Below are 18,374 nucleotides of genomic sequence, written 5' to 3' on the forward strand. Positions count from 1 at the left end.
GCTCGCGATACACCTGAGAACACCGCGTTTAGCCAGCAAGAACGCGTCATCGTTGACGATCATCGCGAGCAAGCTTCGCTCCTACAAAAAGCAAGGCCAGCCCCGGGGAACGGGGCTGGCCTTGGTTCTGGCGACGCCGAGCCGAGGGGCTTACAGCAGGCTGATCGGGTAGCTGATGATCAGGCGGTTCTCGTCGAACTCGTTGGTGCTGAAGTCGCGGCGCATGGTCGAGTTGCGCCATTTGACGTTGAGGTTCTTCAGCGTGCCGCTTTGCACGGTGTAGGCCAGCTCGCTCTCGCGTCCCCATTCCTTGCCATCGGTGATGGTGCCGGTGTGCACGTTGTCGCCCTTGATGTAGCGGTTCATCAGGGTCAGGCCGGGGACGCCGACAGCGACGAAGTTGTAGTCATGACGCAGTTGCCAGGATCTTTCCTGGGCGTTGTCGTAGCTGGCGTTGTAGCTGTCGTTGGCCAGGGTGCCGCCGCTGGTGCCGTTGACGCGCATCCAGGCATTGTCGCCGGTGAGTTTCTGCAGGCCGACGTAGAAGGTGTGGCCGCCGTACTTGGCCGAGAACAGGCCCGACCAGGTCTTGTTGTCCAGGTCGCCGGCGCGGGCGCTGCCATCCTCCTTGCCGTAGAAGAAGCCGATGTTGGCGCCCAGGGTCCAGTCGCCCAGCGGCTGGCTGTGGATCAGGTTGAGGTATTGCTGGCTGTAGATGTCCTTGAGCTGGGCGTTCCACACGCCGACCTGGGTGCGCTTGTCGTTGAAGCTGTATTCGCCGCCCTGGAAGTTGAAACGGTCGGAGGTGAAGGCCGCTTTGCCGGTCATCGACATGTCGCTCATGCTGCTGTCGTCACGCGGGCTGTTGGCGCGGAACTGGCCGCCGTAGAGCGTCAGGCCGTCAATTTCCTTCGAGGTGATCTGGCCGCCGCGAAAGGTCTGGGGCAGGGAACGACCGTCGTCCGAGCGCAGGATCGGCAGCACCGGCATCCATTCGCCGACCTTCACTTCGGTCTGCGACAGGCGCGCCTTGAACGCCACGCCCGTGCGGCCGAAGTGGTCGGCCGGACGCCCGTCGTGATCCAGGGGCAGCAGTTGGGTGCCGCCGGTGCCCTTGCCGCCATCGAGCTTCAGCGAGTACAGCCCCAGCACGTCCATGCCGAAACCGACGGTGCCCTGGGTGAAGCCGGACTTGGCGTCGAGGATGAAGCTCTGGGTCCATTCTTCAGCCTTGCCCTGGCTCTTGCCCGGGTTGGTGAAGTTGCGGTTGATGTAGAAGTTGCGCAGGTTCAGGTTGACCTTGGCGTCTTCGAGAAAGCCGGACTCCGCGGCCATGACCGGCAGGGCCGTGCCGGCGACGCTGACAGCCAGCAGGCCAGGCAGCAGGGAGTAGGGAGTGCGAATGGATGGCTTCATGGATCGGGCTCTCTAATTGTTAGGGATGAGGCAGGGCGCTGCCGCAACGTCAGGTTGCAGACAAGGTTGAAACCGGGAGGGTGGATGGAACGGAATCAGCCGGAGCGGGCAGGGCGCGGGGTCATGATGACGAACCTGTTGTTATTGGTTTTTGTAGGTGCGGGGAATGGTGCGTTGGATCAACGGCCCTGTTCAATTGGCCTTGGCGGGTTTTGGGCGATTAACGAACACAAGTGACGGCCGTCTTCGGCCCATAAAAAAGCCCACCGAAAGGTGGGCTTTTTTCAAGCGTCATGCACTCAGAACAGCTTCAGTGGCGGTGCTTCTTTGCTCACTTCCGCTTTCTGCGAACCTTGCTCGTTCCAACCGCCACCCAGGGCCTTGTACAGGTTGACCTCGCTGGTCAGCTGCGCAAGCCGGTCGGTGATCAACGCTTGCTGCGCGCTGAACAGCGAGCGCTGGGCGTCGAGGAAGGTCAGGTTGCTGTCGACACCGATGCGGTAGCGACGCTCGGCCAGACGGTAGTAGTCCTGGTTGGCGTTGACGAAGTCACGCTGGGCCTGCAACTGCTGGTTGTAGGTCTGACGTGCGGCCAGGCCATCGGAGACTTCCTGGAAGGCGGTCTGGATGGACTTCTCGTACTGCGCCACGTTGATGTCTTTCTGGATTTTCGAGTAATCCAGGCTGGCGCGCAGGCTGCCGGCGTTGAAGATCGGGATATTGATCTGCGGCGCGAACGACCAGGTGCCCGAGCCACCCTTGAACAGGCCGCCCATGTCCGGGCTCAAGGTCCCGGCATTGGCCGTCAGGCTGATGCTTGGGAAGAACGCCGCACGTGCCGCGCCAATACTGGCGTTGGCGGCTTTCAGGTTGTGCTCGGCGGCGAGGATGTCCGGACGGCGTTGCAGCAGTTCCGACGGCAGGCCGGCCGGCAACTCGCTGAGCAGGTCGGCCGACAACGGCTGCGCGCTCGGCAGGTTGGCCGGAATCGAAGTACCCAGCAGCAGGGTCAGGCTGTTTTCGTCCTGGGCCACCTGGCGGGTATAACGCGCCAGTTGCACCCGGGCGTTTTCCACCGAGGTCCGCGCCTGGCTCAGGTCCAGGGCCGAGGCCACGCCGACTTCGTTGCTGCGCGAGGTGAGGCGGTAGCTCTCCTCGTAGGCCGCCAGGGTGTCCTGGGTCAGCTTCAGCAGTTCCTTGTCGGCCTGCCAGGTCAGGTAGGCGTTGGCCACGCTGGCCACCAGGCTGATCTGCGTACTGCGCCGGGCTTCTTCGCTGGAGAAGTAGGTCTGCAAGGCCTGCTCGCTCAAGCTGCGAACGCGACCGAACAGGTCCAGCTCATAAGCGCTGATACCCAGGGTTGCCGAGTACTGGCTGGAGATGGCCGCTTCACCGGTCTGCGACATCCGTGCCGGGGTACGTTGACGGCTGCCGCTGCCGGTGGCCGAAATCGCCGGGAACAGGTCCGCGCGCTGGATCTGGTACTGCGCGGCGTAGGCGTCGATATTCAGCGCCGCGACCCGCAGGTCACGGTTGTTCACCAGCGCGGTCTGGATCAGCTGCTGCAGGGCAGGGTCATGGAAGAACTGCCGCCAGCCCTGTTCGGCGGCTGCCTGGTTGGCAGCCTCCGCAGGCGAATAGGCCGGCCCTTGCGGGTATTGCGCCGCGACCGGCGCTTGCGGCTGCTGATAATCCGGTATCAGCGAGCAACCACTCAGCACGGCGGCGGTGATTGCGAGGGAGAGTAGCGACTTGCTCATTGGCCAGCCTCTTCAGGAGTTTCAGTAGTTTCCGCTTCGTCTGCCTTGCGGCGGCCCATCTTGGACACGGTGACGAAGAACAAAGGTACCCAGAATATCGCCAGGACAGTCGCGGTGAGCATACCGCCAATTACCCCGGTACCGATCGCATGCTGGCTACCCGAGCCGGCGCCGGTGGAGATGGCCAGCGGTACCACACCAAGCACGAAGGCCAGGGAGGTCATGACGATCGGACGCAGACGCATGCGGCAGGCTTCGATCGCTGCGTCCACCAGGCTGCGGCCCTGTTCGTGCAGTTCCTTGGCGAACTCGACGATCAGAATGGCGTTTTTCGCCGCCAGACCGATGGTCACCAACAGACCCACCTGGAAGTACACGTCGTTGGACAGGCCGCGCAGGCTGGTCGCCATCAGCGCACCGATGATCCCCAGCGGTACCACCAGCATGACCGCGATCGGAATCGACCAGCTTTCATACAGCGCCGCCAGACACAGGAACACCATCAGCAGCGACAAGGCGTACAGCGCAGGCGCTTGCGAGCCCGACAGACGTTCCTCGTAGGACAGACCGGTCCAGGAGATACCGACACCGGCCGGCAGCTTCTTGGCGATGGCTTCGACTTCGGCCATGGCTTCACCGGTACTGTAGCCCGGTGCGGGGGCACCCAGGACTTCCACCGCTTCCACGCCGTTGTAACGGGCCAGTTTCGGCGAACCGTAGATCCACGTGCCCTTGGCGAAGGAGGCGAACGGCACCATGGTCCCGGCGCTATTGCGCACGTACCACTTCTTCAGGTCCTCGGGGCTCATGCGAGCGTTAGGCTGACCCTGGATGTACACCTTCTTCACCCGACCGCGGTCGATGAAGTCGTTGACGTAGCTACTACCCAGGGCAATCGACAGGGTGTTGTTGATGTCGGAGATGGTCACACCCAGGGCGCTGGCCTTCTCGTCATCGATTTCCAGCTGGTACTGCGGCTCGTCGTTCAGGCCGTTCGGACGCACCTGGGACAGGACCTTGCTCTGCGCCGCCATGCCGAGGAACTGGTTGCGGGCTTCCATCAGTTTCTCGTGGCCGATACCGGCGCGGTCCTGCAGGAACACGTCGAAACCGGTGGCGTTACCCAGCTCCAGTACCGCCGGCGGGGCGAAGGCGAACACCATCGCATCGCGGAAGGTGAAGAAGTGCTGCTGGGCCCGGGCGGCCAGGTTGAACACGCTGTTTTCCACGGAGCGTTCGTCCCACGGCTTGAGCATGATGAACGCCATGCCCGAACTCTGGCCACGACCGGCGAAGTTGAAGCCGTTCACGGTGAAGACCGAGGCCACGGTGTCCTTTTCCTTGTCCAGCAGGTAGGCGCGCATTTCATCGACTACCACCTGGGTCCGCTCCGAACTGGAACCGGCCGGGGTCTGTACCTGGGCGAACAGTACGCCCTGGTCTTCTTCCGGAAGGAACGCAGTCGGGATACGGGCGAACAGCCAGATCATGCCGACCACGATCAGCGCGTAGGCCAGCAGGTAAGGCGCCTTGTGCCGCAGGATGTTGCCCACGCCACGCTCGTAGCTTTTGACGCTGCGGTCGAAGGTACGGTTGAACCAGCCGAAGAAGCCGCGTTTCGGCGCGGCGTGTTCGCCGTGGGGAATAGCCTTGAGCATGGTGGCGCACAGGGCCGGGGTGAAGATCAGGGCAACCAGTACCGACAGGGCCATGGCCGAGACCACGGTGATCGAGAACTGCTTGTAGATCACACCGGTGGAACCGCTGAAGAACGCCATCGGCAGCAGTACCGCCGACAGTACCAGGGCAATACCGACCAGGGCGCCCTGGATCTGGCCCATGGACTTCTTGGTCGCTTCCTTGGGCGACAGGCCTTCCTCGGCCATCACCCGCTCGACGTTTTCCACCACGACGATGGCGTCGTCCACCAGCAAGCCGATGGCCAGCACCATGCCGAACATGGTCAGGGTGTTGATGCTGAACCCGGCGGCCGCGAGGATACCGAAGGTACCCAGCAACACCACCGGAACAGTCATGGTGGTGATGACGGTGGCGCGGAAGTTCTGCAGGAACAGGAACATCACCAGGAACACCAGCACGATCGCTTCGACCAGGGTCTCGACCACACCCTTGATCGACTCGGTCACCACAGGGGTGGTGTCGTACGGGAAGACCACTTTCATCCCTTCCGGGAAGAACGGCTCCAGGTCGCTGATGGTCTTGCGCAGGGCCTTGGCGGTGTCCAGGGCGTTGGCGCCGTTGGCCAGTTTCACGGCCAGGCCGGAAGCCGGGGCACCGTTGAACTGGGCACTGACGGAGTAGTTTTCACCACCCAGGGCGACATCGGCGACATCGCCCAGGCGCACTTGCGAGCCGTCCGCGTTGACCTTCAGCAGGATGGCCTTGAACTGCTCGGCAGTCTGCAGGCGGGTCTTGCCGATGATGGTGGCGTTCAGTTGCTGGCCTGGCAGGGCTGGCAAACCACCGATCTGGCCGGACGACACCTGGACGTTCTGCGCCGCCACGGCGGTTTTCACGTCGACCGGAGTCAGGTTGAAGTTGTTCAGCTTGGCCGGGTCGAGCCAGATACGCATGGCGTACTGGGCACCGAACACCTGGAAGTCACCCACGCCTGCGGTTCGCGAGATCGGGTCCTGCATGTTGGACACGATGTAGTTCGAGAGGTCGTCCTTGGACATGCTGCCGTCCTCGGAAACCACACCGATCACCAACAGGAAGTTCTTCACCGCCTTGGTTACGCGGATACCCTGTTGCTGTACTTCTTGCGGCAGCAGCGGGGTGGCCAGGTTCAGCTTGTTCTGCACCTGAACCTGCGCGGTGTCCGAGTTGGTGCCCTGCTCGAAGGTCGCGGTAATGGTCATGCTGCCGTCGGAGTTACTTTCCGAGGACACATAACGCAGGTTGTCGATACCGTTGAGCTGCTGCTCGATGACCTGGACCACGGTGTCCTGCACGGTCTGTGCGGAAGCGCCTGGGTAGGTCACGGAGATGGCGATCGCTGGTGGCGCGATGCTCGGGTATTGGTTGATCGGCAATTTGAGGATCGATAGAGCCCCGACCAGCATGATCACCAGGGCGATTACCCAGGCGAAAATCGGACGGTCGATAAAAAATTTCGACATGGTTTACTCCCCTTTGCCGCCTGCAGCTTTGTCAGTTGCCTGTGCAGTGGCCGGGTTTTTTGCTGGAACGTTGGTCGCTTCGCTGGCTTTGACTTCGACGCCAGGTCGGACGAATTGCAGCCCTTCGGTGATCAGGCGATCACCGGCCTTCAGGCCGTCCTCGATCAGCCACTGGTTGCCGACGGTGCGGCTGGCCTTGAGCTGACGCAGTTCAACCTTGTTGTCCGGGCCAACCACCAGCGCGGTCGGTGTGCCCTTGAGGTCGCGGGTCACGCCTTGTTGCGGGGCGAGGATCGCCGCGGCATTCACGCCGGCCTGCAGTTGCGCGTGCACGAACATGCCAGGCAGCAGGGTGTGTTCCGGGTTCGGAAACACTGCGCGCAGGGTCACGGAACCGGTGGTTTCGTCGACCGACACTTCGGAGAACTCCAGCTTGCCGTCGAGCTTGTACTGGCTGCCGTCTTCCAGGGTCAGCTTGACCTTGGCGGCGTTGTCGCCGGCCTTCTGCAGGCGACCGCTTTCCAGTTCGCGGCGCAGCTCGAGCAGTTCGACCGACGACTGGGTGACGTCGACGTAGATCGGATCGAGTTGCTGGATGGTTGCCATGGCGGCGGATTGACCGTTGCTGACCAATGCGCCTTCGGTGACCGAAGAGCGGCCGATACGCCCGGAGATCGGCGACAGCACCTTGGTGTAGCGCAGGTCGATCTGGGCGCTCTGCAGCGCGGCTTCCGATTGCAGGCGGTTGGCGACGGCGGTGTCGTATTCCTGGCGGCTTACGGCTTGTTCGTCGACCAGTTGCTTGTAGCGATCGGAGATCGACTTGGTCGATTGCAGGTTGGCCTGGGCGCTCTTGAGGGTCGACTCATAGACCGACGGATCGATCTGGTAGAGCTGCTGACCTTCCTTGACGTCGCCGCCTTCCTTGAACAGACGCTTGAGAATGATGCCGTTGACCTGAGGACGGACCTCGGCGATCCGGAACGCAGTGGTGCGCCCTGGAAGCTCGGACGTCAGGGTAAAGGCTTGAGGTTGCAGGGTGACTACGCCGACCTGAGGGGCTTGTGGGGCGGGAGCCGCCTCTTCCTTTTTACATCCGCTGAGCAGCGATGCCAGGGCGACGGCAGTGACCAGAGCGGTAACAGCTGGCTTGAGTTGCATGAAGATCCTCGGGTCAGGCGCGCAAAATGCGCACTCGAAAAGTGGAAGGGTAAAAAACGAGTGCTGAGTGGATAAGTAGCTTGCTAAGGAATATACTTACGTTCATGGTTGTTTGTAAATACCTTGGCGACGTACCCATTCGGTTACAAAAGTCGTTGCAAGTGTCGAATTGTAGGTTGGGAAAACGGCACCCGAGATGCCGTTCCATATTTATTCAGATGAGCTTCATGCATCGCTGAAGCATCCTGATCGAGGTTTACTGCCATGGTCCGTCGTACCAAAGAGGAAGCTCAAGAAACCCGCAAACAGATACTCGAGGCGGCCGAAAAAGCCTTCTACGAGCGCGGTGTGGCGCGTACCACCCTGGCCGATATCGCGGCGTTGGCCGGTGTCACGCGTGGAGCTATTTACTGGCACTTCAGTAACAAGGCGGATCTGGTGCAGGCCATGCTCGATACATTGCGCGAGCCGCTGGATGAAATGGCCAAGGCGAGTGAGAGCGAAGAGGAAGTCGATCCGCTGGGGTGCATGCGCAAGCTGCTGATTCATTTGTTTCATCAAATTGCCCTGGACCCGAAAACCCGACGCATTAATGAGATTTTGTTTCACAAGTGCGAATTCACCGATGAAATGTGCGACTTGCGGCGCCAGCGTCGCGCGGCCAGCCTGGATTGCAACGTGCATATCGAGCTGGGGTTGCGCAATGCCGTGAAGCGGGGGCAGCTACCCGAGAATCTCGATACTGCCCGGGCGGCCATCAGTATCCACGCCTATATTGATGGCATTCTTTATCAGTGGCTGTTGGCGCCGGACAGTTTCGAACTCCATAAGGAAGCGGAGCGCTGGATCGATACCGGATTGGACATGCTGCGCCTGAGTCCCAGCCTGCGTAATTGAGACAAAATGCGGAATTACGTCTGCAGATGTCAACGTTTGCGCGTTATAAAACGCGATGTTTCATTCGTCACGGCTTACCGGGATGCCTTTATATACGTGCCGACTTTATCTTGATAGATAGCGAGCTACGTATTTTGTAGGGAAATTGTTGCGAGTATGTGAATGAGTGTGAGTACCGCGGCTTACAAGGGCGCCGAGCAGCCGGTAAAAGGTATAGCACTGATTTGCCTAGCGGTTTTGCTGTTCGCCAGTCATGACACCCTGTCCAAATACCTGTCCGGGTTCTACCCCATCGTCATGGTGGTCTGGGCCCGGTATGTGGTGCACACGCTGTTGATGCTGGTGGTGTTCGTGCCGCGCAGCGGTTTTTCCGCCGTGGTGCGTACCAAGCGGCCTGGCCTGCAACTGTTGCGTGCCTTGTGCCTGATCGGCACCAGCCTGTTTTTCACCACCGGCCTGCGTTATATCCCCCTGGCCGAGGCTACCGCGGTCAACTTCCTCGCACCTTTGCTGGTCACCGCGCTGTCCGTGCCGCTGTTGGGCGAGCGGGTGACCCGCAGCCAGTGGCTGGCGGTGCTGGCCGGTTTCGTCGGGGTCTTGATCGTGATTCGTCCGGGCGGCGCCTTGTTCACCCCGGCGATCCTGCTGCCGCTGTGCTCGGCGTTGTGTTTCGGCTTCTACCAATTGCTCACCCGCAAGCTCAGCGGTGTCGACAGCCCCACCACCAGCAACTTCCTTACCGGGATTCTCAACAGCCTGATCATGAGCGCGGCATTGCCGTTTTTCTGGAGTACGCCGACCTTGTGGCACGCTCTGTTCATGATCGGCCTCGGCACCTGTGGCATGCTCGGCCACCTGTTGCTGACCCAGGCCTTCCGCCATGCCGCGCCGGCGATGCTGGCACCGTTCAGCTACGGACAGATCCTGTTCGCCGGCATGTACGGCTACCTGATTTTCGATCACACCCCGGACAGCTTCGCCATAGTCGGGACCGCGGTGATCTGCCTCAGCGGCCTGGCCGTGGCCTGGGGCCAGCGCAAACGCGGCTGATCGCGCCCTGCCTTTGTAGGAGCGAAGCTTGCTCGCGATAAACCCAAGGGCAACGGGTAGCTTCAGGCACACCGCATTATCGTTGACTACCATCGCGAGCAAGCTTCGCTCCTACAGGTGAACGCGCATGAAAAAGCCCCGGCTCTTGCGAGTCCGGGGCTTTTTAATTGCAGCGCCTTACAGCGTCGGGTAGTCGATATAGCCGACCGGGCCCTTGGCGTAGAACAGTTCAGGGCGCGCATCGTTCAGCGGCGCATCGGCTTTCAGGCGGGCCGGCAGGTCCGGGTTGGCGATGAAGGGCACACCGAAAGCCACGGCGTCGGCCTTGCCGCTGGCCAGCCAGGCGTTGGCGCTGTCCTTGGTGAAGCGTTCGTTGGCGATGTAGGGGCCGCCGAAGGCTTCTTTCAGTTGTGGGCCGAGGCTGTCGGCGCCTTCTTTCTCGCGGGAGCAGATAAAAGCGATACCGCGGTTGCCCAGCTCGCGAGCGAGGTAGGTGAAGGTTTCCGAGAGGTTCTCATCACCCATGTCGTGCAGGTCGGCACGCGGGGACAAGTGCACGCCCACACGGCCGGCGCCCCAGACCTCGATCGCTGCGTCAGTCACTTCCAGCATCAGCCGTGCACGGTTTTCCAGGGAGCCGCCGTACTGGTCGGTACGCTGGTTGGTGGAGCTTTGCAGGAACTGGTCGAGCAGGTAGCCGTTGGCGCCATGGATTTCCACGCCGTCGAAACCGGCGGCCTTGGCGTTCTCGGCGCCGACGCGGTAGGCGTCGACAATATCGGCGATCTCAGCGGTTTCCAGGGCACGCGGGGTCGGGAAGTCCGCCAGCGGGCGTACCAGGCTGACGTGGCCCTTGGGCTGGATGGCGCTTGGCGCGACCGGCGCTTCGCCGTTCAGGTAGCTCGGGTGGGAAATCCGGCCCACGTGCCACAGTTGCAGGAAGATCTTGCCGCCTGCGCCGTGAACGGCCTTGGTCACGTTGCTCCAGCCACGCACCTGGTCGTTGGACCAGATGCCCGGGGTGTCCGGGTAGCCGACGCCCAGTGGGGTCACCGAGGTGGCCTCGCTGAGGATCAGGCCGGCGGAAGCGCGTTGCACGTAGTACTCGGCCATCAGCGCGTTCGGTACGCGGCCTTCGTCGGCGCGGCAGCGGGTCAGCGGCGCCATGATGATGCGGTTGGCCAGCTCGAGGTCGCCGAGTTTGATCGGATCGAAAATAGTCGTCATGAAATACACCCTTCTTTAGATGAACGTATCAGTTGGTCGCAGGAGCCAGTTCGGCATTGCCGCCCTGGCGAAAGGTAATCAGCGTCACCAGCAGGGCCAGGACCGCCAGCGCGGCGGCGGCCAGCGGCACGTTGACCAGGCCGTAGCCGTGGGCGATGACGCTGCCCCCGACCCAGGCGCCCAGGGCGTTGCCGATGTTGAAGGCGCCGATGTTCAGCGTGGACACCAGATTCGGCGCGGCCTTGCCGAAGGTCACCACGTTGACCTGCAGGGCTGGCACCGCGGCGAAGCAGGCGGTGGCCCAGAGGAACAGGGTGACTTCGGTGGGGATCAGCGCGACGCTGGTCCAGGTCAGCACGGAGCTGGTCACGGCCATGGCGATCAGCACGCCGACCAGGGTTCCCGACAGGCTTTTGTCGGCCATCTTGCCGCCGATGATGTTGCCCAGGGTCAGGCCCAGGCCGATCAGCACCAGGGTCCAGGTCACGCCCTGGGGCGAGACACCGGTCACCTCGCCCAGCAGCGGGGCGACATAGGTGAACAGGGTGAACACCGAGGCGGAGAACAGCGCGGTCATGCTCAGCGACAGCCAGATCCCGGCGCCCTTGAGGGCGACCAGTTCCGAGCGCATGTCGAGCTTCTCTTCGTCATGCTTGGCCGGCAGGAAACGGATCAGGCCGATCAGGGCAATCACGCCGATCAGGGTCACCGCCCAGAAGGTCGAACGCCAGCCGGCCTGTTGGCCTAGGGCAGTGCCCAGCGGTACGCCGAGCACGTTGGCCAGGGTCAGGCCGGTGAACATCAGGGCCACGGCGGAGGCACGCTTGTTGGCGGGCACCAGGCCTGCCGCGACCACCGAACCGATACCAAAGAAGGCGCCATGGCACAGGGCGGTGACCACACGGGCGAACATCAGCACGTCGTAGTCACTGGCCAGCGCACACAGCAGGTTGCCGACGATGAAAATTCCCATCAACGCTACCAGGGCGGCCTTGCGCGGCAGCCTGGCGGTGGCCAGGGCCATGAAGGGCGCGCCGATGGCCACGCCCAGGGCGTAGCCGGTCACCAGCCAGCCGGCGCCGGGGATCGACACGCCCAGGTCGTTCGCCACATCGGGCAGCAGGCCCATGATGACGAACTCGGTGGTGCCGATGGCGAAGGCGCTCAAGGCCAGGATGAGGAGCGAGAGGGGCATTGTCGGGTCCTTGTCAGCGTCTGCTGCTGAGTTCTTGGGTGAGCGCTTCGAGGAAGGCTTGGATCACATCCTCGTTGCGTTTGAAAAAGTGCCATTGGCCGGCTTTCTGGCTGCTGATCAGGCCCGCCCGCTGCAAGGTCGCCAGGTGTGCGGAGACGGTCGACTGCGACAGGCCGCAGCGTTGGTCGATCTGTCCGGCGCAGATGCCGTACTCGTGGTTGTGGGTCTGATCGGGGAACTGGACCTTCGGGTCCTTGAGCCAGATAAGGATGTCTCGTCGTACTGGGTGCGCCAGGGCTTTTATTATTTCGTCGAGGTCGATGGACATGGCGGTGCTCGTTTTCCGTAAAACGTTATATCGCGATGAGGCGAACTTTAAATCGCTATTTCGCGATATACCAATATGATTTTGATCTGAGATCAGCATTAATCGGTATATCGGGTTATAACGATATGTGAGGCGCGGTGCTAAGCTGCGCGAATGAATTATCTCGCACATCTACACCTCGGCGGCCAGCGCCCCGGTCAATTACTCGGCAGTTTGTATGGCGACTTCGTCAAAGGGCGCCTGCAGGGCCAGTTCGACCCCGAGATCGAGGCGGCGATCCAGCTGCATCGCAGCATCGATATCTTTACCGACCGCCATCCGCTGGTGGGCGAATCGCTGTCGCGTTTTTCCCTGACCCGCCGGCGTTACGCCGGCATCGTGCTGGACGTGTTTTTCGACCACTGCCTGGCCCGGGACTGGGCTCTGTATGCCGACCGGCCGTTGGCATTGTTCACCTCGGACGTGTACCGGGTGCTGGCGGGCGAACCCCGGTTGCCCGGGCGCCTGGCGCAGATTGCGCCGCACATGGCCGCCCATGACTGGCTGGGTTCCTACCGGGAATTCGAGGTGCTGGAGCAGGTGTTGCAGGGGATTGCCCGGCGCCTGTCGCGCCCGGAAGATCTGGCGGCGGCGATGGGCGAACTGGAGCGGCTGTACCAGCCGTTGAGCGAGGATTTCCGGGCGTTCTACCCGCAGTTGCAGGTGTTCGCCGCGCAACACATGCAGCCGTTGTAGGAGCCGGCAAGCCGGCTCCTACAGGCTCAGGCAGCGATCAGGTCGCCAGCACGCCGTGGTTCGGCTGGCTGGGCGATATCGCCAAACAGGACCTTCTGCACCGCCTGTTGCGCCTGGAACGCCAACGCGGCGCGCTCCTGGCCCTGGCAGGCAATCGGCTTGAGCAGATGGATTTCCACCCGGCCCTGGTCGTTGGCGAACAGGCGCATCAGGTGCGACAGCAAATCATCATCGCCGATGAATGGCGCCAGCGGATCGATATCGCCATCGCGCAGGTAACGAATGGCCACCGGCTGCAAGGCCACGTCGGCCTCGATGGCGCTGGCCAGCAGGCGACCGTGGAAGGTGCGCAGGCTACGGCCGTCGGTGGTGGTGCCTTCGGGGAACATCAGCAACGGGTGGGTCTGCTGCAGATGGCGGGTCATCTGCTTGCGGATCAACTGGCTGTCGCCCGAACCACGGCGGATAAACAGGCTGCCAGCCTTGGCGGCCAGCCAGCCGGCAACCGGCCAGGTGCGCACTTCGGCCTTGGACAGGAACGACAGCGGCGTCAGCGCGCCGAGCAACGGGATATCGGTCCAGGACACATGATTGCTGACCCACAGCATCGGCTGCTTCGGCAACTCGCCGTGCACCGTCACGCCGAAGGGCAGGGCATTGCTCAGGCGCGCCATGAAAAAGCGCGACCAGCGCTGGCGCCGGACCATGGAATTGGCGATGCCCAGGCGCTCGAACACGCCGAACACGCAGGCCATGCTCAGGCCCAGCGCCACCACCAGCAGCACGCGGGCGATGCGCCCGTAGACCCGTAGCTGGCGCATCACACGGCCGCCTTGAAGTGACGCGCGTAGCGCGGGCACAGCTCATCGCGCTTGAGCAGGATGAACACGTCGGCCACCTGGAAGTCCTGGTCCCAGCACGGTTCGCCGCAGATCTTCGCGCCCAGGCGCATGTAGGCCTTGAGCAGCGGCGGCATCTCGGCGATGACGTTGGACGGGATGTCGAGGTTCGGCAGCGGGTTCTTCGGTTCGGCGCGCAGGTGTTCGGTGCACAGGTAGCGTTCGCGCAGGCGCTGCATGATCGCGTGGGCCTGCACGCCGCCGTCTTGCATCGGGATACTGGCGCAGCCCATCAGGTAGCTGTAGCCGCCCTGGTTGAGCACTTCGGCCAGTTCGCCCCAGAGCACGGCGATGGTGCCGCCATTGCGGTAGGCCGGGTCGACGCAGGTGCGACCGATCTCCAGGATCGGCCCCTTGAGCTGGACCAGGCCGTGCAGGCTGAATTCTTCTTCGCTGTAGAAGCGCCCCAGGCTGCTGGCGGCCTGGTGGTCGAGCAGGCGGGTGGTGGCGACCAGGCGGCCGCTGTTCAAGTCACGCACGCCGATGTGGCTGCAGTGGACATCATAGTCATCCATGTCCAGACCCAGCTCAGCGCCTTTCAGTTTGGCGTTGAATTCGCCGCTGAAGACGTTGAAGCGCAGGGCCTGGGCTTCTTGCAGGGCCGCGGCGCCAACCAGGCGCTCGGCTTGCAGGCGGCGTTCATTGCCGGTGTCGCTGATGCGGGCGATCTGAGTCATTGTGAATCTCCGTGCGGGCCACTGACCCGCCTTGGGTTGCAGCCGATCGACTTTGTTGTGCAAAGTCAGGCTATGTAGCCCCGGTGTCATCGCCATGAAGCTTTGGTGATGCTTATATGACAGCCCCTGAGGACCCGCTTATGCCCTGGCAAGCCCTGCTGCACAGCCGTCGCCGACTGCCCGCCCACCCGGACCTGGCCGAAGGTTATGCCGCGTTGTTACAGGAACTGGGGCCGGTGACACCCTTCGAACTGGCGGTGCGCGGCGGGCGCCTGATGGCCACTCCGGGGCTAGCCTTCCTGGTGGGCTACCAGGCGGCGTTGCGCATGCTCTGGCCCAGCGCGCCGCTGAGCCTGGGCGCCCTGTGCGCCACCGAGCAGCGCAGCCTGCGCCCGACCGACATGCAGACCCGGCTGCAGGACCTGCACCTGAGCGGGCGCAAGGATTTCGTCACCGCCGGCGATGCCGCCGACTGGCTGCTGATCGCCGCCCGCTGCGAAGCGCAAGGCGAATCGCCGCGCCTGAGCCTGGCGGTGGTCTACGCTGGCGAGCCCGGGGTCAAGGTCGACAAGCTGCCGGCGATCCCGCTGATGCCGGACATCAGCCACGGCCGCCTGCAACTGGATAACGCCCTGTGCGAACTGCTGGCGGGCGACGGCTGGGATGCCTACGTCAAACCCTTCCGCACCCTGGAAGACATCTATGTGCTCAGTGCCATGACGGCCTGGCTGTATGGCGTCGGCCAGGACAACGACTGGCCGCAGACCCTGCTCCTGCAATTGCTGGCCCTGCTCGCCGGTTGCTCGGAAGTCAGCCGGCAGAACCCGTCGCTGGGCAGCGGGCATGTGTTGCTGGGCGGGCTGTTCGCCCAGTTCGACGGGCTCAAGCCGGCCCTTGAGCAGGCCTTTGCCGATGGCCCGGAGCTGTGGGCCGAATTGTGGAAGCGCGATCGGGCGGTGCTGGACCTGGCGGCGGGGGCGCGGAGCAAACGCCTGGCCAAGGCGCTGGCCTTATAAAGGAGGGGCCGCGGGTGGCAAAAAACTGTCATCTCCCTGGTCTACCCTCAGCGGGTTCCCTTGCCCGAGTTCCCGCCATGCTCAAAGGCTCGACCCTGCTGCTCGCGCTGCTATTCATGCTCCCACCGGCCTGGGCCGAGAACTGGCCCGGCGCGGAGTGGAGCAAGGGCCCCGCAGCCAGCGGCCCGGCCCTCGAGGCGCTGGAGGCCTACGCCTTCGCACCCCGCAACGAGGCGACCCGCCTGGGCATCCGCAGCGATGCCTTGCTGGTGATCCGCGACGGCCAGTTGATCTATGAGCGTTACGCCGGCCCGACTAATGCCGACACCCCGCACCTGACCTGGTCCATCAGCAAAAGCCTGTTGGCCGCGGTGCTGGGCGTGGCCTATGGCGAAGGGCGCTTCCAGTTGCAGGACAAGGCCGCGCGCTTTCTTCCGGCGTTGCGCCAGCACCCGGACATCAGCCTGACCGACCTGTTGCACTGGGCCTCGGGCCTGGATTGGCAGGAGGACTACGAGTACGCGCCACTCAAGTCCTCGGTGGTGGCCATGCTCTACACCCGTGGCCACGGCGATATGGCGAGCTTTACCGCCGAGCACCCGGTCTTCAGCGCGCCAGGGCAGGTGTTTCGTTATTCCAGCGGCGACACCAACCTGTTGTCGGCGGCCCTGAAAGGCATGCTGGGAGCCCAGCGTTATGCCGACTATCCCTGGCAGGCGCTGTTCGAGCCCCTGGGCATTACCCATGCCGTGTGGGAAAGCGACGCCAGCGGCACCTTCGTCGGTTCGTCCTATGCCTACCTCACCGCACGGGACCTGGCACGGGTCGGCCTGTTGATGTTGCGTGACGGACGCTGGGGCGAGCGCCAGTTGTTGCCCAAGGACTGGGTCGAATTCAGTCGTACGCCGTTCGCCGGTTATCAGGCGAACCAGGACGAGTTGGTGCCCGGCGGTCACTGGTGGCTCAATCGCGCCGTCGGCGGCGCCCCATCGCCCTGGCCGGACGCGCCGGCCGATACATTCGCGGCGCTGGGCCATTGGGGGCAGGCGCTGTACGTGATCCCCAGCGCCGGGCTGGTGATCGTGCGTTATGCCGACGACCGCGACGGCAGCTATAGCCACAACCAGTTGCTCAAACTGGCCCTGGCGACCTTCGCCCGGCAGGTGCAACCATGAGCCGGCGTCCGTGGGTCGTGCGCCATCCCTTCGCCAGCCTGCTGTTGCTGGCGCTGCTGGCCCTGTTCGGCTGGGGCTGGAGCGAGCGGGTCGCCCTGCGGGTCTTCCCGGACATCCTCAGCGCTTACAGCGCCAAGGAGTACTGCTCCTGCCGCTACGTGATGCACAACGAGGCCGAGTACTGTGAAGCTTATGTGCAGCAGTACCTGCCGCTCAAAAGCCTGCAGGACGATGCCGAGCACAAGCGGGTGAGCGCCAGCGGCCTGGGACGCAGCCACAGCGCTGTCTGGCTGAGTGAGCGCCAGGGCTGTCGACTGGAGCCCTGAACGGCGCCACGCAACGATCGGTAATCCTTTCCCGGGGCTGTCAGCCCCATGTTTACTGGCTCCCCGCACAAGGTTCCACCCTGTGGAACCACATTCGATTGTCGCAGGCGACGGCTCGCGGTTATCTGAGGGCACGCCGCGATCACGCCTTGTTGCACCGTGAGACGCTCCGAAAAAAAGAACGGGATTACACCCGGCCAAGGAGATACGTCATGACCCGTTTCCCGCATATCTTTGCCTGGCTCGACGATGTCGCCAGCGACCTGCGCGCCGTTCGCCAGGACATCCACGCCCATCCCGAACTCGGCTTCGAGGAGAACCGCACCTCGGCGCTGGTCGCCCGTTCCCTGCAGGAGTGGGGCTACGAAGTGCATAGCGGTATCGGCAAGACCGGCGTGGTCGGTGTGCTGCGCAATGGCAGCAGCCCGCGCCGGCTGGGCCTGCGTGCCGATATGGACGCCTTGCCGATCATCGAGAACAGCGGTGTGGCCTACAGCAGCCGCCACAGCGGGTGCATGCATGCCTGCGGGCACGACGGCCACACCGCCATGCTCCTCGGCGCGGCGCGTTACCTGGCGGCCACGCGCCAGTTCGACGGCACCCTGACCCTGATTTTCCAGCCGGCCGAAGAAGGCCAGGGCGGCGCCGAAGCGATGCTCGCCGACGGCCTGCTGGAGCGTTTCCCCTGCGATGCGCTGTTCGGCATGCACAACATGCCGGGGCTGCCGGCCGGTCACCTGGGCTTTCGCGAAGGGCCGATGATGGCCTCCCAGGACCTGCTCACCGTGACCCTCGAAGGCGTGGGCGGGCACGGTTCGATGCCGCACCTGACGGTCGATCCACTGGTGGCCGCGGCCAGTGTGGTAATGGCCTTGCAAACCGTGGTGGCGCGCAACATCGATGCCCAGGAGGCGGCGGTGGTGACGGTCGGTGCGCTGCAGGCCGGCGAGGCGGCCAACGTGATTCCGCAACAGGCGCTGCTGCGCCTGAGCCTGCGGGCGCTGAACGCGCCGGTGCGCGAGCAGATGCTCGAACGGGTCAAGACAATCATCCACACCCAGGCCCAGAGCTTCGGCTGCTCGGCCAGCATCGACCATCGCCCGGCCTATCCGGTGCTGGTCAACAGCCCGGAGCAGACCGAATTCGCCCGTCAGGTCGGGGTAGCGCTGCTGGGCGAGCAGGCGGTCGACGGCAACACGCGCAAGCTGATGGGCAGCGAAGACTTCGCCTGGATGCTGCAGCGTTGCCCCGGCAGCTACCTGTTCATCGGCAACGGCCTGTCCCGGCCGATGGTTCACAACCCCGGCTATGACTTCAATGACGACATCCTGCTGACTGGCGCCGCCTATTGGGCCGCGCTGGCCGAGAG

At 63.5% G+C, this 18,374-nt stretch carries 16 protein-coding genes; 7 read left to right on the forward strand and 9 right to left on the reverse strand.

Annotated features, from left to right (window positions below):
- Positions 1–150: 150 nt before the first annotated feature.
- From J4D52_RS29150 to emhA, 4 genes are all read right to left on the reverse strand, one after another.
- The gene (locus J4D52_RS29150) at positions 151–1,416 is read right to left on the reverse strand and encodes an OprD family porin (RefSeq protein ID WP_063428752.1); all 1,266 of its coding nucleotides are present in this window, start codon (positions 1,414–1,416) and stop codon (positions 151–153) included.
- Between the two features lie 299 nt (positions 1,417–1,715).
- On the reverse strand, positions 1,716–3,176 hold the full coding sequence (adeC, locus tag J4D52_RS29155; protein ID WP_063428753.1) for an AdeC/AdeK/OprM family multidrug efflux complex outer membrane factor: 1,461 nt from the start codon (positions 3,174–3,176) through the stop codon (positions 1,716–1,718).
- Complete coding sequence (emhB, locus tag J4D52_RS29160) at positions 3,173–6,319, reverse strand: efflux RND transporter permease subunit EmhB (protein WP_063428755.1); 3,147 nt, start codon at positions 6,317–6,319, stop codon at positions 3,173–3,175. Before emhB ends, adeC begins: the two co-directional genes overlap by 4 nt.
- A gap of 3 nt (positions 6,320–6,322) precedes the next feature.
- Positions 6,323–7,480 carry an efflux RND transporter periplasmic adaptor subunit EmhA gene (emhA, locus tag J4D52_RS29165; protein WP_009047413.1) on the reverse strand — a complete coding sequence of 386 codons (1,158 nt, stop codon included), beginning with the start codon at positions 7,478–7,480 and terminating at the stop codon, positions 6,323–6,325.
- Between the two features lie 264 nt (positions 7,481–7,744).
- On the opposite strand from emhA, the gene emhR reads away from it, so the two are divergent.
- Positions 7,745–8,377, forward strand: a complete 633-nt coding sequence (gene emhR, locus J4D52_RS29170) for an efflux system transcriptional repressor EmhR (RefSeq protein WP_025806766.1) — start codon at positions 7,745–7,747, stop codon at positions 8,375–8,377.
- A 162-nt stretch (positions 8,378–8,539) separates the two neighbouring features.
- The gene (locus J4D52_RS29175; protein WP_102676753.1) at positions 8,540–9,427 is read left to right on the forward strand and encodes a DMT family transporter; all 888 of its coding nucleotides are present in this window, start codon (positions 8,540–8,542) and stop codon (positions 9,425–9,427) included.
- Positions 9,428–9,604: 177 nt separating this feature from the next.
- Here the strand turns inward: J4D52_RS29175 and J4D52_RS29180 are convergent, their stop codons facing one another.
- From J4D52_RS29180 to J4D52_RS29190, 3 genes are read right to left on the reverse strand one after another with little or no spacing between them, the layout of a single operon-like run.
- Complete coding sequence (locus J4D52_RS29180; protein WP_063428759.1) at positions 9,605–10,654, reverse strand: alkene reductase; 1,050 nt, start codon at positions 10,652–10,654, stop codon at positions 9,605–9,607.
- A gap of 28 nt (positions 10,655–10,682) precedes the next feature.
- A complete protein-coding gene (locus J4D52_RS29185) occupies positions 10,683–11,849 on the reverse strand; it encodes an MFS transporter (protein ID WP_063428760.1) in 1,167 nt (388 codons plus the stop codon).
- Between the two features lie 13 nt (positions 11,850–11,862).
- On the reverse strand, positions 11,863–12,177 hold the full coding sequence (locus J4D52_RS29190; RefSeq protein ID WP_009047418.1) for a helix-turn-helix transcriptional regulator: 315 nt from the start codon (positions 12,175–12,177) through the stop codon (positions 11,863–11,865).
- Between the two features lie 153 nt (positions 12,178–12,330).
- Here J4D52_RS29190 and J4D52_RS29195 point away from each other — a divergent pair, with 153 nt between their 5' ends.
- Positions 12,331–12,912: an ACP phosphodiesterase gene (locus J4D52_RS29195; RefSeq protein ID WP_102676752.1), complete on the forward strand. Its 582-nt coding sequence runs from the start codon at positions 12,331–12,333 to the stop codon at positions 12,910–12,912.
- A 26-nt stretch (positions 12,913–12,938) separates the two neighbouring features.
- Here the strand turns inward: J4D52_RS29195 and J4D52_RS29200 are convergent, their stop codons facing one another.
- Together J4D52_RS29200 and olsB are read right to left on the reverse strand one after the other, a co-directional pair.
- The gene (locus J4D52_RS29200; protein ID WP_063428764.1) at positions 12,939–13,733 is read right to left on the reverse strand and encodes a lysophospholipid acyltransferase family protein; all 795 of its coding nucleotides are present in this window, start codon (positions 13,731–13,733) and stop codon (positions 12,939–12,941) included.
- Entirely contained in the window at positions 13,733–14,488 is a 756-nt protein-coding gene (olsB, locus tag J4D52_RS29205) for an L-ornithine N(alpha)-acyltransferase (protein ID WP_007926556.1), read from the reverse strand. Before olsB ends, J4D52_RS29200 begins: the two co-directional genes overlap by 1 nt.
- Positions 14,489–14,628: 140 nt before the next feature.
- On the opposite strand from olsB, the gene J4D52_RS29210 reads away from it, so the two are divergent.
- From J4D52_RS29210 to J4D52_RS29225, 4 genes are all read left to right on the forward strand, one after another.
- Positions 14,629–15,504 carry an acyl-CoA dehydrogenase family protein gene (locus tag J4D52_RS29210; protein WP_063428765.1) on the forward strand — a complete coding sequence of 292 codons (876 nt, stop codon included), beginning with the start codon at positions 14,629–14,631 and terminating at the stop codon, positions 15,502–15,504.
- A gap of 77 nt (positions 15,505–15,581) precedes the next feature.
- Entirely contained in the window at positions 15,582–16,679 is a 1,098-nt protein-coding gene (locus tag J4D52_RS29215) for a serine hydrolase (RefSeq protein ID WP_063428767.1), read from the forward strand.
- Positions 16,676–17,005, forward strand: a complete 330-nt coding sequence (locus tag J4D52_RS29220) for an amidase (protein ID WP_102676751.1) — start codon at positions 16,676–16,678, stop codon at positions 17,003–17,005. The genes J4D52_RS29215 and J4D52_RS29220 overlap by 4 nt, the downstream gene beginning before the upstream one ends.
- Positions 17,006–17,217: 212 nt before the next feature.
- Positions 17,218–18,374: M20 aminoacylase family protein (locus tag J4D52_RS29225; protein WP_207272207.1), on the forward strand; the 1,157-nt coding region annotated here is incomplete at its 3' end.

The organism is Pseudomonas sp. GW460-12-10-14-TSB1 (assembly GCF_017349775.1).
GTDB lineage: Bacteria > Pseudomonadota > Gammaproteobacteria > Pseudomonadales > Pseudomonadaceae > Aquipseudomonas > Aquipseudomonas piscium.